General features: G+C 45.9%; 14 protein-coding genes. 4 read left to right on the plus strand and 10 right to left on the minus strand.

What is annotated here, in order from left to right:
• Positions 1–165 precede the first annotated feature (165 nt).
• A complete protein-coding gene (locus MKX71_RS19600; RefSeq protein ID WP_339231518.1) occupies positions 166–1,536 on the plus strand; it encodes an aldehyde dehydrogenase in 1,371 nt (456 codons plus the stop codon).
• A gap of 24 nt (positions 1,537–1,560) precedes the next feature.
• Here the strand turns inward: MKX71_RS19600 and MKX71_RS19605 are convergent, their stop codons facing one another.
• From MKX71_RS19605 to MKX71_RS19625, 5 genes are all read right to left on the minus strand, one after another.
• Complete coding sequence (locus MKX71_RS19605) at positions 1,561–2,238, minus strand: uracil-DNA glycosylase (RefSeq protein ID WP_339231519.1); 678 nt, start codon at positions 2,236–2,238, stop codon at positions 1,561–1,563.
• A 13-nt stretch (positions 2,239–2,251) separates the two neighbouring features.
• Positions 2,252–3,058, minus strand: coding sequence for a glycosyltransferase family 2 protein (locus tag MKX71_RS19610; RefSeq protein ID WP_029318667.1), 807 nt, complete (start codon positions 3,056–3,058; stop codon positions 2,252–2,254).
• Between the two features lie 89 nt (positions 3,059–3,147).
• Positions 3,148–3,681: a hypothetical protein gene (locus tag MKX71_RS19615; RefSeq protein WP_339231521.1), complete on the minus strand. Its 534-nt coding sequence runs from the start codon at positions 3,679–3,681 to the stop codon at positions 3,148–3,150.
• 47 nt (positions 3,682–3,728) lie between these two features.
• Positions 3,729–4,364: a permease prefix domain 1-containing protein gene (locus MKX71_RS19620; protein WP_048654800.1), complete on the minus strand. Its 636-nt coding sequence runs from the start codon at positions 4,362–4,364 to the stop codon at positions 3,729–3,731.
• A complete protein-coding gene (locus tag MKX71_RS19625) occupies positions 4,357–4,695 on the minus strand; it encodes a PadR family transcriptional regulator (RefSeq protein WP_003227432.1) in 339 nt (112 codons plus the stop codon). The genes MKX71_RS19620 and MKX71_RS19625 overlap by 8 nt, the downstream gene beginning before the upstream one ends.
• Positions 4,696–4,838: 143 nt before the next feature.
• On the opposite strand from MKX71_RS19625, the gene MKX71_RS19630 reads away from it, so the two are divergent.
• Positions 4,839–5,654 (plus strand): bifunctional hydroxymethylpyrimidine kinase/phosphomethylpyrimidine kinase, encoded by an 816-nt coding sequence (locus tag MKX71_RS19630; protein ID WP_339231523.1) that lies wholly within the window; start codon positions 4,839–4,841, stop codon positions 5,652–5,654.
• Positions 5,655–5,744: 90 nt separating this feature from the next.
• On the opposite strand, the gene MKX71_RS19635 is transcribed toward MKX71_RS19630, so the two are convergent.
• The 3 genes from MKX71_RS19635 to scrA all read right to left on the minus strand — a co-directional run bounded on the left by MKX71_RS19635 (position 5,745) and on the right by scrA (position 8,908).
• Positions 5,745–5,993, minus strand: a complete 249-nt coding sequence (locus MKX71_RS19635) for a hypothetical protein (RefSeq protein ID WP_003243437.1) — start codon at positions 5,991–5,993, stop codon at positions 5,745–5,747.
• A 93-nt stretch (positions 5,994–6,086) separates the two neighbouring features.
• Positions 6,087–7,526 carry a sucrose-6-phosphate hydrolase gene (gene sacA / locus MKX71_RS19640; protein WP_339231524.1) on the minus strand — a complete coding sequence of 480 codons (1,440 nt, stop codon included), beginning with the start codon at positions 7,524–7,526 and terminating at the stop codon, positions 6,087–6,089.
• The gene (gene scrA / locus MKX71_RS19645) at positions 7,523–8,908 is read right to left on the minus strand and encodes a PTS system sucrose transporter subunit IIBC (protein ID WP_038429820.1); all 1,386 of its coding nucleotides are present in this window, start codon (positions 8,906–8,908) and stop codon (positions 7,523–7,525) included. The genes sacA and scrA overlap by 4 nt, the downstream gene beginning before the upstream one ends.
• Before the next feature lie 301 nt (positions 8,909–9,209).
• Between scrA and MKX71_RS19650 the strand changes: the two genes are divergently transcribed.
• Positions 9,210–9,980, plus strand: a complete 771-nt coding sequence (locus MKX71_RS19650; RefSeq protein ID WP_015250948.1) for a formate/nitrite transporter family protein — start codon at positions 9,210–9,212, stop codon at positions 9,978–9,980.
• A gap of 38 nt (positions 9,981–10,018) precedes the next feature.
• Here MKX71_RS19650 and sacT read toward each other — a convergent pair whose 3' ends face one another.
• Positions 10,019–10,849 (minus strand): sac operon transcriptional antiterminator SacT, encoded by an 831-nt coding sequence (gene sacT, locus MKX71_RS19655; protein WP_003227423.1) that lies wholly within the window; start codon positions 10,847–10,849, stop codon positions 10,019–10,021.
• A gap of 39 nt (positions 10,850–10,888) precedes the next feature.
• Positions 10,889–11,191, minus strand: a complete 303-nt coding sequence (locus MKX71_RS19660) for a hypothetical protein (protein ID WP_015250947.1) — start codon at positions 11,189–11,191, stop codon at positions 10,889–10,891.
• A 529-nt stretch (positions 11,192–11,720) separates the two neighbouring features.
• On the opposite strand from MKX71_RS19660, the gene vpr reads away from it, so the two are divergent.
• A complete protein-coding gene (gene vpr / locus MKX71_RS19665; protein WP_339231525.1) occupies positions 11,721–14,141 on the plus strand; it encodes a serine protease Vpr in 2,421 nt (806 codons plus the stop codon).
• The last annotated feature ends 29 nt before the right edge of the window (positions 14,142–14,170 follow it).

The raw sequence follows: 14,170 nt of genomic DNA on the forward strand, positions 1-14,170 counted from the left end.
AGCACCCTCCAAAAAAATAAATGTTGTCTTCCTGCATTTTATCAAATTCCTGCTGTAAACGCAGATATGAGTTTGTTATTTTTTCTGACAAACCTTTCACGATTGACAAGCAGAAGAGATTTTTCACATAATAAATCACCATACCTTACAAAAAGGAGAAACGGAATGAACAGCATCCCCTCTATCATCAGCAAGCATAAAGCCTATTTTGCGGCGGGACATACGAGACCGCTTGAATCGAGACTGAACATTTTGCGGAAGCTGAAACAAGCCGTCAGAACTCATGAAGCCGATCTCATAGCCGCTCTCTACCAGGATCTCCACAAATCCGAGCAAGAAGCATACTCAACAGAAATCGGAATCGTCTTGGAGGAAATCAGCTTTGTCATGAATCGGCTGAGAAAATGGTCCAAGCCGAAACGAGTCAAAACGCCGCTGACTCATCTAGGCTCCAAAAGCATCATTATCCCTGAGCCGTATGGAACCGTTTTGGTGATTGCGCCTTGGAACTATCCCTTGCAGCTGGCGCTTTCTCCGTTGATTGGAGCCATTGCGGCGGGTAACACGGTCGTTCTGAAGCCATCAGAATATACGCCGGCTGTTTCCGCTGCACTTTCGAAACTCATCAGCAGCGTTTTTCCAAGTGATTATGTCGCTATGGCGGAAGGCGGGCCTGATGTCAGCACAGCATTATTACAGCAGCCCTTTGACTACATCTTCTTTACCGGCAGCGTAGCCGTGGGAAAAGTCGTCATGGAGGCCGCCGCCAAACAATTAATTCCCGTAACCTTGGAGCTCGGCGGCAAAAGCCCCTGCATCGTCCATAAAGATGCTGACATACGGCTTGCCGCCAAACGCATTGTTTTCGGGAAATTTACAAATGCGGGACAAACCTGCATCGCACCGGATTATTTATTTGTCCACGAGGACATCAAAACGAAGCTGGCAGAAGAAATGAAGCATGCAATCAGAGAATTTTACGGCCCTCAGCCGGAACGGAATCTGCAGTATGGCAAAATCGTCAGTGAACGGCACTATCAGCGGCTGCTCAGCTTTCTGAATGACGGCATCCCACTCACAGGCGGACAATCTGATCCTGATCATCACAAAATTGCGCCGACCATTCTCGAACAAGTGAGGGATGACTCTCCAGTGATGCAGGAAGAGATTTTCGGGCCGATTCTTCCGCTCTTTACATACCGCAATATCGGGGAAGTCATTGAGAAAGTCCAATCGCGCCCTAAGCCGCTCGCCCTGTATCTCTTCACCACAAACAAAGAAATTGAGCGCGCTGTTTTAGGAAATCTGTCGTTTGGCGGGGGCTGTGTCAATGATACTTTAATGCATGTGGCGACGCCGTATTTGCCATTCGGCGGCGTCGGGGAAAGCGGCATCGGCAGCTATCACGGCTTTGACAGTTTTAACACATTCACGCACAAAAAAAGCGTCGTCAAACAAACGAACCGCTTCGACTTCGCATTTCGTTATCCTTCCTCCAAAAACGGGCTGCGAATGATTCGAAAAATACTCAAATAAAAAAGCGCAGATCACCTGCGCTTTTTACAAATCCTTAATACACCAATCAATCGGCGCCTCTCCCATTTTCTCCAAATAGGCATTCGCCCGGGAAAACGGTCTGCTCCCGAAAAATCCGTTTCTCGCAGAAAACGGGCTGGGATGCGTCGATTCAATGATAAAATGCTTGGACGTGTCGATCCGTTCTTTTTTCATTTGAGCATGCCGTCCCCACAAAATAAAGATAACCGGCCGCTCCCTTTCATTCAGCACGTCAATAATTCGGTCCGTCAGTCGCTCCCAGCCTTTTCCCTTATGGGAATTCGCCTGTCCGCGCCTTACTGTCAGCACAGTATTCAGCAAAAGAACACCTTGCTTTGCCCAGCTCACAAGCGACCCGTGATTCGGGATGCTGCACCCGATGTCCTGCTGCAGCTCAAGAAAGATATTTTTTAACGAAGGCGGCTGCTTTACACCGGGCTTGACAGAGAAGCTTAAACCTTGAGCCTGTCCCGGCCCGTGATACGGATCTTGACCCAAAATGACGACCTTGACATCATCATATGATGTATAATGCAGCGCGTTGAAAATATCCCGGCTGTCCGGATAAATCGTTTGCTCCGCGTATTCCTGCTTCAGCATCTCTCTGAGCTCTTGATAATACGGTTTCTCAAACTCTTCCTTTAGCTGATTCCACCAGCTGTCTTGTAAAAGCTGTTTCAAGATTCAGGCCTCCTTACGAACGATGAAGTCTGGAATAGACAGGCTCGCCATCCCAAACCATTTCACTTTTTGCTTCCCGCCTCTTCATCTCAGGCTCTTCAAGCAGGACGGCAAAGTTTTTCGTCGGCAGCTCCCCGAGTCCGTGCTTTTCACTTAAACGATCCAAATATTGCTTCCGCTTGGCGCCAAGGTCCGCAGACTGATTGTCTCCCACGTCACTGAAGGCATAAATCACACTGGCGCAAGGGACACGCTTCACCCGGTAATCCTTGGCTGCGCGCAGATAAAAATCCCAATCCCAGTAATTGTGCACATCAGCATCGAAATACCCGATTTCATCATGCAGAAAACGTCTGTACATGCTGCCCGACGGCACGTATGTAGAAAACACTCTCATATCCTCATAGTCAGCGGTATAAGCAAACAATTTCCGTGACACTGGATACCTTGTTCCGTTTTTCTCTTCAAACGAAACTATTTCCGCATCAGAATGAACGAAGTCTGCCGTTTCTATTTCCTTTGCCATTTTCTCGATATGCCCTGGCGTAAAGAAATCATCGTCATCACACAGCATAATGCAATCCCCAGACGCCTCTTTTACACCGGCATTTCTCGCAGCCACATGCCCCGAGTTCTTTTCTAAATTGATGACAGCAATCGGTAGCTCCGGATACAGTGCTTTGACTGGCACGACCGATTCACCGGCATCATTCACAATAATAATTTCATACGGCTTCAAGGTCTGGCGGGAAATCGACTCCAAAAGCTCACACAGAGCCGGAATCCGATTATAGGTCACAATTACGATAGAAATCTTCATGATGCTCTCCTTCTCATTTTCATAGTCATGTACTATTAAAACATATATTGGACGGGAGATCAGTGGGAATATCCTACTGAAACGGCATACTACAATGATAGAAACAGCAAAGTGGCTCCGATCAGAAGCACCATGATCAGCATCAGATCTCCAAAGACATGAAAGATATATTTCATGCGGACGCCATTCGGAAGGATAAGACGCCACAGCTTAGATTGATAGACCGGCAGCAGCACCAGTGCATAAGAAAGACACAAAAATGTAAAAGCCGGCGGCACAAAAGCACAGCCTGCATCGTCCCAATTCATCATGATGTCTTTCATACTAGATCCATCCAATAAAAACAAAGATATCATGAGGGCTAGCAACACAAAGGACCCCAATTGAACCTCAAACAGGCGCATTTTCTGGTTATATGCAAATCGGACCGCCCAAAACCAGACATAAGCATATGAACATAGCAGCGTAAGAATGGCACCTGCTGTAAAGACGACATCAGGCAGCCGATCAAGCAGAAAAACAAAAGGCAAGCTGGCTGCCATAGCCAAGAGCATGCAGCCACCAGTAAACAAAAATACTGCCCCATGAGCTACAAAACCATATAAACAAGAGCTAATCCTCACGACATACACATCCTTTACATAGAAATTCTATGTATATACCTAAAAAATCAGGCAAGCTGACGCCTGCCAATATAACAGCCCATTCGGCCAAATAACGGAAATAACAGCGTTGCAATAGCACAAGTTCCAACAAACCAAGGTGTCAACAAGGATTGAAACAGCGCAGCAGGAATTACATTGAATAGAAAAACAAGCATAAAAATGACGTTTGGCACCATTGAGATCAGAATCGTATGTAGAACAAGCTTTTCTCCGCGTTTTCCAAACTCCTTCACGCCTTGATACCCAATCAGCACCCAGTAGATCATATATGCAGCTAAGATCAGCCAAACAGAAACAGAAATGCCTTTCCATACTGCTTGAACAAACGGTGATTCAAGCCATACATGCATTATTGTAATCGCAATGCCGACAGCGAATAGGGCACTGTTACAGAAAAGATGGAACATCAAAAACGCACGGAACGTTACTGGCTGTATTTTCTTAAACGAAGAAACAATGTCAGTTGGTGTTCCAAACGCCTGCAATAAAGTCTGCATAGCTTCCTCCTCACTCTTTCCTTCCTGAAAAGAGCAAAACAGATGATGTTCAATATGGCTCTCAATCTCTTCTATCATTGCCTCGCCTTCAGGAAGCCCTTTAAGCCCGCTTTTGATTTCGGATACATATGTTTCTTTATCCATTTTGTCCGCTCCACTTCAGTATTCGGTCCATCATGGCTGAAAATACGCTCCATTCCTTCGTGCGTTCCGCCAGCACTTCTTTGCCTTCGTCTGTAATCCGGTAATATTTGCGGTCCGGTCCTTTCTCCTGCTTCTCCCAGTAGGAAGAAATATATCCTTGGCGTTCAAGCTTGTGAAGAGAAGGATACAAGGTCCCTTCTTTCATCTGCAGCTCGTTTCCGCTGCGGCTTCCCATTTCTTTTACAAGCTCATAGCCGTACATCGGCCGCTCGTTCAGAAGCGTCAATACCAATATAACCGTGCTTCCCTTAACCAGCTCACGATTTAACATCTCAAAACCCCTACCTAGTTTTCTTATGTAGCATTTTACGAAAGCCCGTTGAGATTGTCAAATGATTCCTATAGATCTTCTATATTGTGATACAGAGAAAATCTAACTATAATGAAAGACAAAACATGATGGAGGTTCAAGACATGTCTATGCACAAAGCACTCACCATTGCCGGCTCAGATTCCAGCGGCGGTGCTGGGATTCAAGCTGATTTAAAAACATTTCAAGAAAAAAACGTATACGGGATGACCGCCTTAACGGTGATCGTTGCGATGGACCCAAACAACAGCTGGGACCATCAGGTATTCCCGATCGATACTGATACAATCCGCGCCCAGCTTGCAACAATTACGGACGGCATCGGTGTGGACGCCATGAAAACAGGAATGCTGCCAACCGTTGATATTATCGAGCTTGCAGCAAAAACGATCAAAGAAAAACAATTAAAAAATGTGGTAATTGACCCGGTTATGGTTTGCAAAGGTGCTAATGAAGTCCTTTATCCGGAGCACGCCCAAGCCCTGCGTGAGCAATTGGCTCCGCTAGCCACTGTCATTACGCCAAACTTGTTTGAAGCCAGCCAGCTCAGCGGCATGGATGAACTAAAAACAGTTGACGATATGATCGAAGCCGCGAAAAAAATTCACGCACTCGGCGCTCAATATGTCGTCATTACAGGCGGAGGCAAACTCAAACATGAGAAAGCCGTTGATGTTCTCTATGACGGAGTAACAGCGGAAGTCCTTGAAAGCGAAATGATCGATACGCCTTATACACATGGCGCAGGCTGTACGTTCTCAGCAGCCGTGACAGCGGAGCTCGCCAAAGGTGCGGAAGTCAAAGAAGCCATTTACGCAGCGAAAGAATTCATCACAGCGGCCATTAAAGAATCCTTCCCGCTAAACCAGTATGTTGGTCCTACGAAGCATTCTGCACTGCGCCTGAATCAACAATCATAAACAAAAGGGGCTGCCTTACAAAGAGGCAGCCCTTTTTAAATCACCGAAGACTTTTCACAGAAAAAACTGCCGATCCCATCGGCAGCCTGTTTATTTGATTTTTAAATTGTTTGCAGATTTCCTCAAAAATGTTTCTATCGACTGAACAAAAAGTGCATATTCCTTCATTTGTTCATATGCCCGCGTGAGAATTTCCGCCGTTTCACTGTGCGGCGTTGTTCCGCCAAGCATTTTTTTCAGCTGAAGCAGCACATCCTTATATTCTTCTCGCTTATCTTCAACTTGGTTAGCAGCCTTTTCCAAACATTCCGGTGTTATCTTCTGTTCATGTATATTCAAGAAAACAACTCCTTTTACAGAAAAAAATAGTAGGTTATCGTTGAAGAATAGCACAGATGGCTCAGATTTCACATAAGAAAATAGAAGGATTTTCTACATAAGTGTCCAAATTCCGACATTCATTTCAGATTTCCCGGTCGAACTGGCTGTTACTTCATGATTTCCCGGGAAAGGAAAATATCTCGCACTAAAGACCTCTTCTCCGTTATTGATAAAGATTTCCACAGATGACGCGTCGAGAAACATGTGTACGGTATGCAAATCCTTGATGTGGCAATGTCTCGCTTCTGTTCTTTTTCCGTCAAAGCTCTTTCGTTCCAGCGTAACAATCCCCTCGTCTTTTTGGAAGGAAAACGTAGCCGTTCCGCGGATACTGATTGAAAAGCCAGACTCCGTATGAATGTCTTCCAGCAGAATCTCAGCTCTTTCAGGGTTTTCCACTGGAAGCGTACCAGATGATCCATGCATATTGATGTGTATTTTTTTCTCATTTCTGCGCATGGCTTTCAGCTCAGGCAGCGGCTGCTGAATCAGCTTCTCGCCTGATATTGTCAGCTGTCTCGGCAGCGTCATGCAGTGAATCCAGTGATAGTCAATCGTCGGATGGGATCCTTCATCCTGGTCAGGCACCGCCATCCATGCAAACAAAATCCGCCTTCCCTGATCGTCTTCAAGTGTTTGCGGCGCGTAAAAATCAAAACCTTGATCAAGCTCCGTAAATTCACCATGCTTCAGTTCAGGCTTGTTATAATCGAGACGGCCGACAAAATAACCTGATTGATATACGTTCTGATAACGGAAACCGTCAGCCTCAAGCCCTTGAGGCGAAACAATCAGCACGTCCGATCCTTGAAGGGAAAACAAATCAGGGCATTCCCACATGTATCCAAAATCGTCCAGCCCGTTGAAGCCCGCGCCGGTTATCGGGCCAAGAAATCTCCACTCACTCAGGTTATCAGAAGCAAACAATACAGCCTGCCCTTTCAAATTCTCTGTTTGCGCACCAATCACCATATACCATGTGCCTTCATGCTCCCATACCTTCGGATCGCGAAAATGCGCCGTATATCCTTCCGGAAGGCGGGCGACAACACCCTTTTTCTCAAAGGACAGCCCGTCGTCAGAAACAGCAAGGCATTGATACGTTTCCCGATTTCCATCCTGATCCCTGACATTTCCTGTGTAAAACAGATAGAGCCGATCGTCTTTCGTGACAGCGCTGCCCGAGTAGCAGCCGTTTTTATCAAACCAATCACTCGGAGCCAGCGCAATCTCTTCCCGCTTCCAATTCACAACATCCTGTGTCGTATAATGCCCCCAAAATTTTGCGCCGTGCCCCGTCTGAAACGGCTGCCACTGAAAGAATACATGATAGCTGCCCTTCCAATAAATCACGCCATTCGGGTCATTCAGCAGCCCAACCGGCGGCATGATATGAAAATGCTGGCGGTGCGGATCGCTGTTAGCGATGGGCTCTTTTTTCTCCACTTCTTCATAAGCCCGGCGACGAAGATCCTGGTCATGTGCTGTCATTTTTTCCTCTCCTCATCCTCATTAATCTTCATGACAAATGCTGCAATGAACGCTGACACTGCCGCAATCGCCATGCCAATCAGATAGTTGATCAAGTTGCCCATGCCAAACGGCGCAGCAATGGCGATCATCGGAATTCCCGTTAACCCGTAAGCGTTTGCAGCTACATGTGTAAAGACGACATATGCTCCACCCAATGCGCCTCCGATCATCGCGGCGATAAACGGTTTTCGGTAGCGAAGATTGACTCCGAATATGACGGGCTCAGTAATGCCGAGAAAAGCGGAAAATGCTGCCGGAAGCGCGATTTCTTTTGTCTTTGCCTTTTTCGCCATAAAGAAGACGGCAAGACCTGCCCCGCCCTGTGCGACATTCGCCATTGACCAGATCGGCAGCAAGTAGTTTTTTCCTATATCTGCAATAAGCCCAGCCTCAATCGCATGGAAGCTATGATGAACGCCTGTCAGCACGATGAGTGAATACGTGCCCCCGAAAATCAGGCCCGCAACAAAACCGGCATGGTCATACACATAAGTTAAAGCAACCGTAATGCCGGAGCCAAGCGCTCTGCCCAGAGGGCCAATCGCGATAAAAGCAACAAACCCGGTGACAATCACAGTAACAAATGGTGTAACAAGCAAATCCACCGCATGTGGAACCACTTTTCTCGTCCATTTCTCTACCTTGCTCATCACATACACCGCAAGCAGGACAGGGATAACAGTTCCCTGGTAGCCGAGAAGCGCGATATCAAATCCGAAAAGATGCATGTAATCAGGTGTCGCTTCCGCCAATCCCCATGGATTTAAAAGAGTCGGATGAATCATGATTCCCCCGATGACCGCTCCCAAGTATGGATTGCTGCCAAACTCTTTTGAAGCGCTGACCCCGATTAGAATCGGCAAGAAAATGAATGCTGCACTTGAAAACATATCAAGCAGCTGCAAAAGCGCAGAATCCTTGCTCATCCAATGAAACGCATTGATCATACCCAGCAATCCCATTAATAGGCCGCTGGCTACAATAGCCGGGATGATTGGAACAAAAATATTAGAAAGCGTTTTCGCAAATCTCGCAGCGGGATTCAGCTTTTCTTTTGCCGCATCCTGATGATTGACGTGTTCCTCACGCTCAATATCAGCTTCTTTAGAAAAAGCATCGAATACTTTATTCACAAGGCCTGTTCCGAAAATGATCTGGTACTGGCCAGAGCTGCTGAAAGCCCCTTTAACGCCATCAAGCTCTTCTACTTGTGCTTGATCTATCTTTGATTCATCTTTCATCACTAAACGCAGTCTTGTTGCACAATGAGCCGCGCTGATGATATTTTCTTTCCCTCCGAGAAGCTCAATGAGGCGTTTTGCAGTCTCTTTGTAATCCATCTATTTCTCCCCCTTTTATTTAAACAAAAAAGACCTAAAATTCGCCAACGAATAAAGGACACAGCGATCCTTTTTCATTTACGCAAATTTTAGGTCTTGCCTGCTTTACCAGTCACAATCCCGCTTATTCAGATCAAGAATACGCTTTCATCATAAATCATGACAGCGTTTTCGTCAACTATTTTTTTAGTTAAATAGTTTGATAAAACATGTAGACAAAAATTCGTAAAAATTAATTGTGAAATACTTCACAATATCGTGCTATACTATGCTCAATCATGAAAGAAAGCAGGAAAAGACAATGGAAACTCAAGCATTACAAAAGGTTGAACAGTATGCTTTGAAAAAACAAAACATATTCGCTTCAAGCAAAATCCGTTATGTGCTTCGGTCCATTTTGGCCAGTATGTTTATTGGTTTTGGCATTACAGCCGCAAGCAAAACAGGCAGCTATTTCTTTATGGCTGATTCTCCGTTTGCCTTTCCGGCAGCCGCTGTCACTTTCGGGGCCGCTATTCTGATGATTGCTTACGGAGGCGGAGATTTATTTACCGGCAACACCTTTTATTTCACCTATACCGCGCTCCGGAAAAAACTCAGCTGGCGCAACACCCTGTACTTGTGGATGTCAAGCTATGCCGGCAATTTAATCGGCGCCATTCTGTTTGCCATCCTGATCAGCGCGACGGGACTTTTTGAGGAGCCTTCTGTTCATTCCTTTTTGATTCATTTGGCAGAGCACAAAATGGAGCCGCCGGCTTCCGAATTGTTTTTCAGAGGAATGCTGTGCAATTGGCTTGTGTGCCTCGCCTTTTTCATTCCAATGTCTCTCAAAGGGGAAGGAGCAAAGCTTTTTACCATGATGCTATTCGTTTTCTGCTTCTTTATTTCCGGCTTTGAACACAGCATTGCCAATATGTGCACATTCGCCATCTCGCTTTTGATCGAGCACCCTGATACAGTGACACTGATGGGAGCAGTCAGAAACTTAATTCCCGTTACGCTCGGCAATCTGACCGCGGGAATAGTCATGATGGGCTGGATGTACTACACACTGAATCCTGATCAATAAAAAAACTTCCAGAGATCACTCCCTGCAAGTCAAATCGGTTATTCCGAGAGATCTTGAAGACGCTGGACATGCAGCGTGATATAGCCGGCCTCGGATTCCGGCAAATGTAATTGATATTCATTTTTCAAAAACTCCGCCAGCTCCAGCGCACATTGATAGGCGAATGAATACTTTTTTTGGATGAAATAAAGCATCTCCTCGTCCATACGATGGAGCGCTTCATTTGATTCCAACCGGCTGACCGCGTATCGCAAATGCGTGACAAGGCGTTGATAGGAAATGCTGTTTTCATCCACCTTTCGATTAAAGTATTGTTCTATTTTCTCTATCATTTCTTTGATCATGGTCGTATGCTTCAGCGCTGAATACATGCTCTCCGCATCCATCTTCGCCGTATGGATGTGAAGGGCAATATAACCCGCTTCATCTTCAGGCAGAGACACGCCCAATGTCTCTTTTACATGTCCGATCGCCCACAAGCCGATCTCGTATTCTTTTTTATAGAGCGCCTTTATCTCATGCAGCAATTTATTCTGCACAAGCAGCCCATTTTGAATCCTTTCGATCGCAAAGGACAAATGGTCGGAAAGCGCGATATGAATGTGATCGCTCAGCGGCGCCGCGAGCTCTCCTTCCGCATAGCTGATGATATCCTCAGCTATTTCTATATGCTCCTCCGGCAGTGTTTGCAGGATTTGTTTGAACTTTTCATTCTCGTCGCGCACGACAAAGATCTTTTCCACTTTATTCATAGGGATGAGATCATTTTTCTTTTTTTGAAAAGCGATTCCCGGCCCCATCACGATTTTTTCCTGATCATCCTCTTTTATTAAAGCCGCATTATTGTTTAATACTTTATAGATTTTCAAGAGGTTATCTCTCCCGCCAATTTGCTTTTGACTGGGATTTTACCTCCTTTTGACCGCCATGTAAAGATACGGGCCCGCTCTCTCCTGCTTTGGCGATTCCTTGAAGGCTTGCAAACATCTTCTTTTATAAAGCGCGGCGGCTTTCGCTTTCTGCTTTTCTTCCTCATTCACAGCCATCCGCCACTCATAAAACGAAACGAGTCCTGCGGCCTGCACAGCCGCCTTTCTTTGGTATGTACGCTGAGCCGAATAGACCGCGGCAGCCGCAGTTTTTCTGTCCGGCGTCACCCAGTTCATCAAAAAGACCATCCACACCCGTAAAGATACAAGCAAACGTTTCATAGAAAAACATCCCTCCGCTTCTTTTTGGCAGGCAGCCTTTTTAGCAGCCCGTTTTCTCAGCCGCAGCCCGCAAGAAAAGACGGCCGATTTCTTTTCTCGCAAACTAGCGGCTCTAGCAAAACTCATGACTCTATGATAGACCGTGGAAAGAGAATTCTTTGTCACAATATGAGTGAAAAAACCAACTAGTTTTTAGAAGTTTTGTTGAAAGCTGAAAGAATTGAAATGAAAATTGGAGAACCGCTTTGAAAACTTTATACACAAGTTATCCCAAAGATAAGAACAACTTAATCACAAGAGATATCCACATGTCCACAAACTCTATCTATATTTTGTATACGAACGTATATTCCTAACTATATATATACACAGGTTTATTCACTTATGCACAGGGTTCTGTGTATAACTCCTTCGTTATACACAAACAAAATCCAATAAATGGTCCAAATGACACAAGGATTTTTTTGAATTTTCAAGAAATATATACTAGATCTTTCACATTTTTTCTAAATACAAAGGGGGAAACACATTGAAAAAGGGGATCATTCGCTTTCTGCTTGTAAGTTTCGTCTTATTTTTTGCGTTATCCACAGGTATTACGGGCGTCCAGGCAGCTCCGGCTTCTTCAAAAACGTCGGCTGATCTGGAAAAAGCCGAGGTATTCGGTGATATCGACATGACGACAAGCAAAAAAACAACCGTTATAGTGGAATTAAAAGAAAAATCCTTGGCAGAAGCGAAGGAAGCGGGAGAAAGCCAATCGAAAAGCAAGCTGAAAACCGCTCGCACAAAAGCAAAAAACAAAGCAATCAAAGCGGTGAAAAACGGAAAAGTAAACCGGGAATATGAGCAGGTATTCTCAGGCTTCTCTATGAAGCTTCCAGCTAATGAGATTCCAAAACTTCTCGCGGTAAAAGACGTTAAGGCAGTGTACCCGAACGTCACATATAAAACAGACAATATGAAGGATAAAGACGTCACAATCTCCGAAGACGCCGTATCTCCGCAAATGGATGACAGTGCGCCTTATATCGGAGCAAACGATGCATGGGATTTAGGCTACACAGGAAAAGGCATCAAGGTGGCGATTATTGACACTGGGGTTGAATACAATCACCCAGATCTGAAGAAAAACTTTGGACAATATAAAGGATACGATTTTGTGGACAATGATTACGATCCAAAAGAAACACCAACAGGCGATCCGAGGGGCGGAGCGACTGACCACGGCACACACGTAGCCGGAACTGTGGCTGCAAACGGAACAATTAAAGGCGTAGCGCCTGATGCAACACTTCTTGCTTATCGTGTGTTAGGGCCTGGCGGAAGCGGCACAACGGAAAACGTCATCGCCGGTGTGGAACGTGCAGTGCAGGACGGAGCAGATGTGATGAACCTGTCTCTCGGAAACTCTTTAAACAACCCGGACTGGGCGACAAGCACAGCGCTTGACTGGGCCATGTCAGAAGGCGTTGTCGCTGTTACCTCAAACGGCAACAGCGGACCGAACGGCTGGACAGTCGGATCGCCGGGCACATCAAGAGAAGCGATTTCTGTCGGTGCGACTCAGCTGCCGCTCAATGAATACGCCGTCACATTCGGCTCCTACTCTTCAGCAAAAGTGATGGGCTATAACAAGGAGGACGACGTCAAAGCGCTCAATAACAAAGAAGTTGAGCTTGTCGAAGCGGGAATCGGAGAAGCAAAGGATTTTGAAGGGAAAGACCTGACAGGCAAAGTCGCCGTTGTCAAACGAGGCAGCATTGCATTTGTGGATAAAGCGGATAACGCTAAAAAAGCCGGTGCAGTCGGCATGGTTGTGTATAACAACCTCTCTGGAGAAATTGAAGCCAATGTGCCAGGCATGTCTGTCCCAACGATTAAGCTTTCATTAGAAGACGGCGAAAAACTCGTCAGCGCCCTGAAAGCTGGTGAGACAAAAACAACATTCAAGTTGACGGTCTCAAAAGCGCTCGGTGAACAAGTGGCTGATTTCTCATCACGCGGCCCTGTTATGGATACGTGGATGATTAAGCCTGATATTTCCGCGCCAGGGGTCAATATCGTGAGCACGATCCCAACACACGATCCTGACCATCCATACGGCTACGGATCAAAACAAGGAACAAGCATGGCATCGCCTCATATTGCCGGAGCGGTTGCCGTTATTAAACAAGCCAAGCCAAAGTGGAGCGTTGAACAGATTAAAGCCGCCATCATGAATACCGCTGTCACTTTAAAGGATAGCGATGGGGAAGTATATCCGCATAACGCTCAAGGCGCAGGCAGCGCAAGAATCATGAACGCAATCAAAGCAGATTCGCTCGTCTCACCTGGAAGCTATTCATACGGCACGTTCTTGAAGGAAAACGGAAACGAAACGAAAAAAGAAACGTTTACGATTGAAAATCAATCTTCCATTAGAAAATCATACACACTGGAATACTCATTTAATGGCAGCGGCATCTCCACATCCGGCACAAGCCGTGTTGTGATTCCGGCACATCAAACCGGGAAAGCCACTGCAAAAGTAAAGGTCAATACGAAGAAAACAAAAGCTGGCACCTATGAAGGAACGGTTATCGTCAGAGAAGGCGGAAAAACGGTTGCTAAGGTACCTACATTGCTGATTGTGAAAGAGCCCGATTATCCGAGAGTCACATCTGTCTCTGTCAGCGAAGGGTCTGTACAAGGTACCTATCAAATTGAAACCTACCTTCCTGCGGGAGCGGAAGAGCTGGCGTTCCTCGTCTATGACAGCAACCTTGATTTCGCAGGCCAAGCCGGCATTTATAAAAACCAAGATAAAGGTTACCAGTACTTTGACTGGGATGGCACGATTAATGGCGGAACCAAACTTCCGGCCGGAGAGTATTACTTGCTCGCATATGCCGCGAACAAAGGCAAGTCAAGCCAGGTTTTGACCGAAGAACCTTTCACTGTTGAATAAGAAAAAGCCCTGCCGATTCGGCAGGGCTT

This window comes from Bacillus sp. FSL M8-0071, from assembly GCF_037975455.1.
GTDB classification, from domain to species: domain Bacteria; phylum Bacillota; class Bacilli; order Bacillales; family Bacillaceae; genus Bacillus; species Bacillus subtilis.

Bases quoted from the DNA above. Each gene is read 5' to 3' on its own strand.
- MKX71_RS19625 (WP_003227432.1), bottom strand. From the start codon at position 4,695: ATGTTAAATCGTGAGCTGGTTAAGGGAAGCACGGTTATATTGGTATTG.
- scrA (WP_038429820.1), bottom strand. From the start codon at position 8,908: ATGGATTACAAAGAGACTGCAAAACGCCTCATTGAGCTTCTCGGAGGG.
- MKX71_RS19660 (WP_015250947.1), bottom strand. From the start codon at position 11,191: ATGAAACGTTTGCTTGTATCTTTACGGGTGTGGATGGTCTTTTTGATG.
- MKX71_RS19600 (WP_339231518.1), top strand. From the start codon at position 166: ATGAACAGCATCCCCTCTATCATCAGCAAGCATAAAGCCTATTTTGCG.
- MKX71_RS19650 (WP_015250948.1), top strand. From the start codon at position 9,210: ATGGAAACTCAAGCATTACAAAAGGTTGAACAGTATGCTTTGAAAAAA.
- MKX71_RS19620 (WP_048654800.1), bottom strand. From the start codon at position 4,364: ATGGATAAAGAAACATATGTATCCGAAATCAAAAGCGGGCTTAAAGGG.
- sacA (WP_339231524.1), bottom strand. From the start codon at position 7,526: ATGACAGCACATGACCAGGATCTTCGTCGCCGGGCTTATGAAGAAGTG.
- MKX71_RS19630 (WP_339231523.1), top strand. From the start codon at position 4,839: ATGTCTATGCACAAAGCACTCACCATTGCCGGCTCAGATTCCAGCGGC.
- MKX71_RS19610 (WP_029318667.1), bottom strand. From the start codon at position 3,058: ATGAAGATTTCTATCGTAATTGTGACCTATAATCGGATTCCGGCTCTG.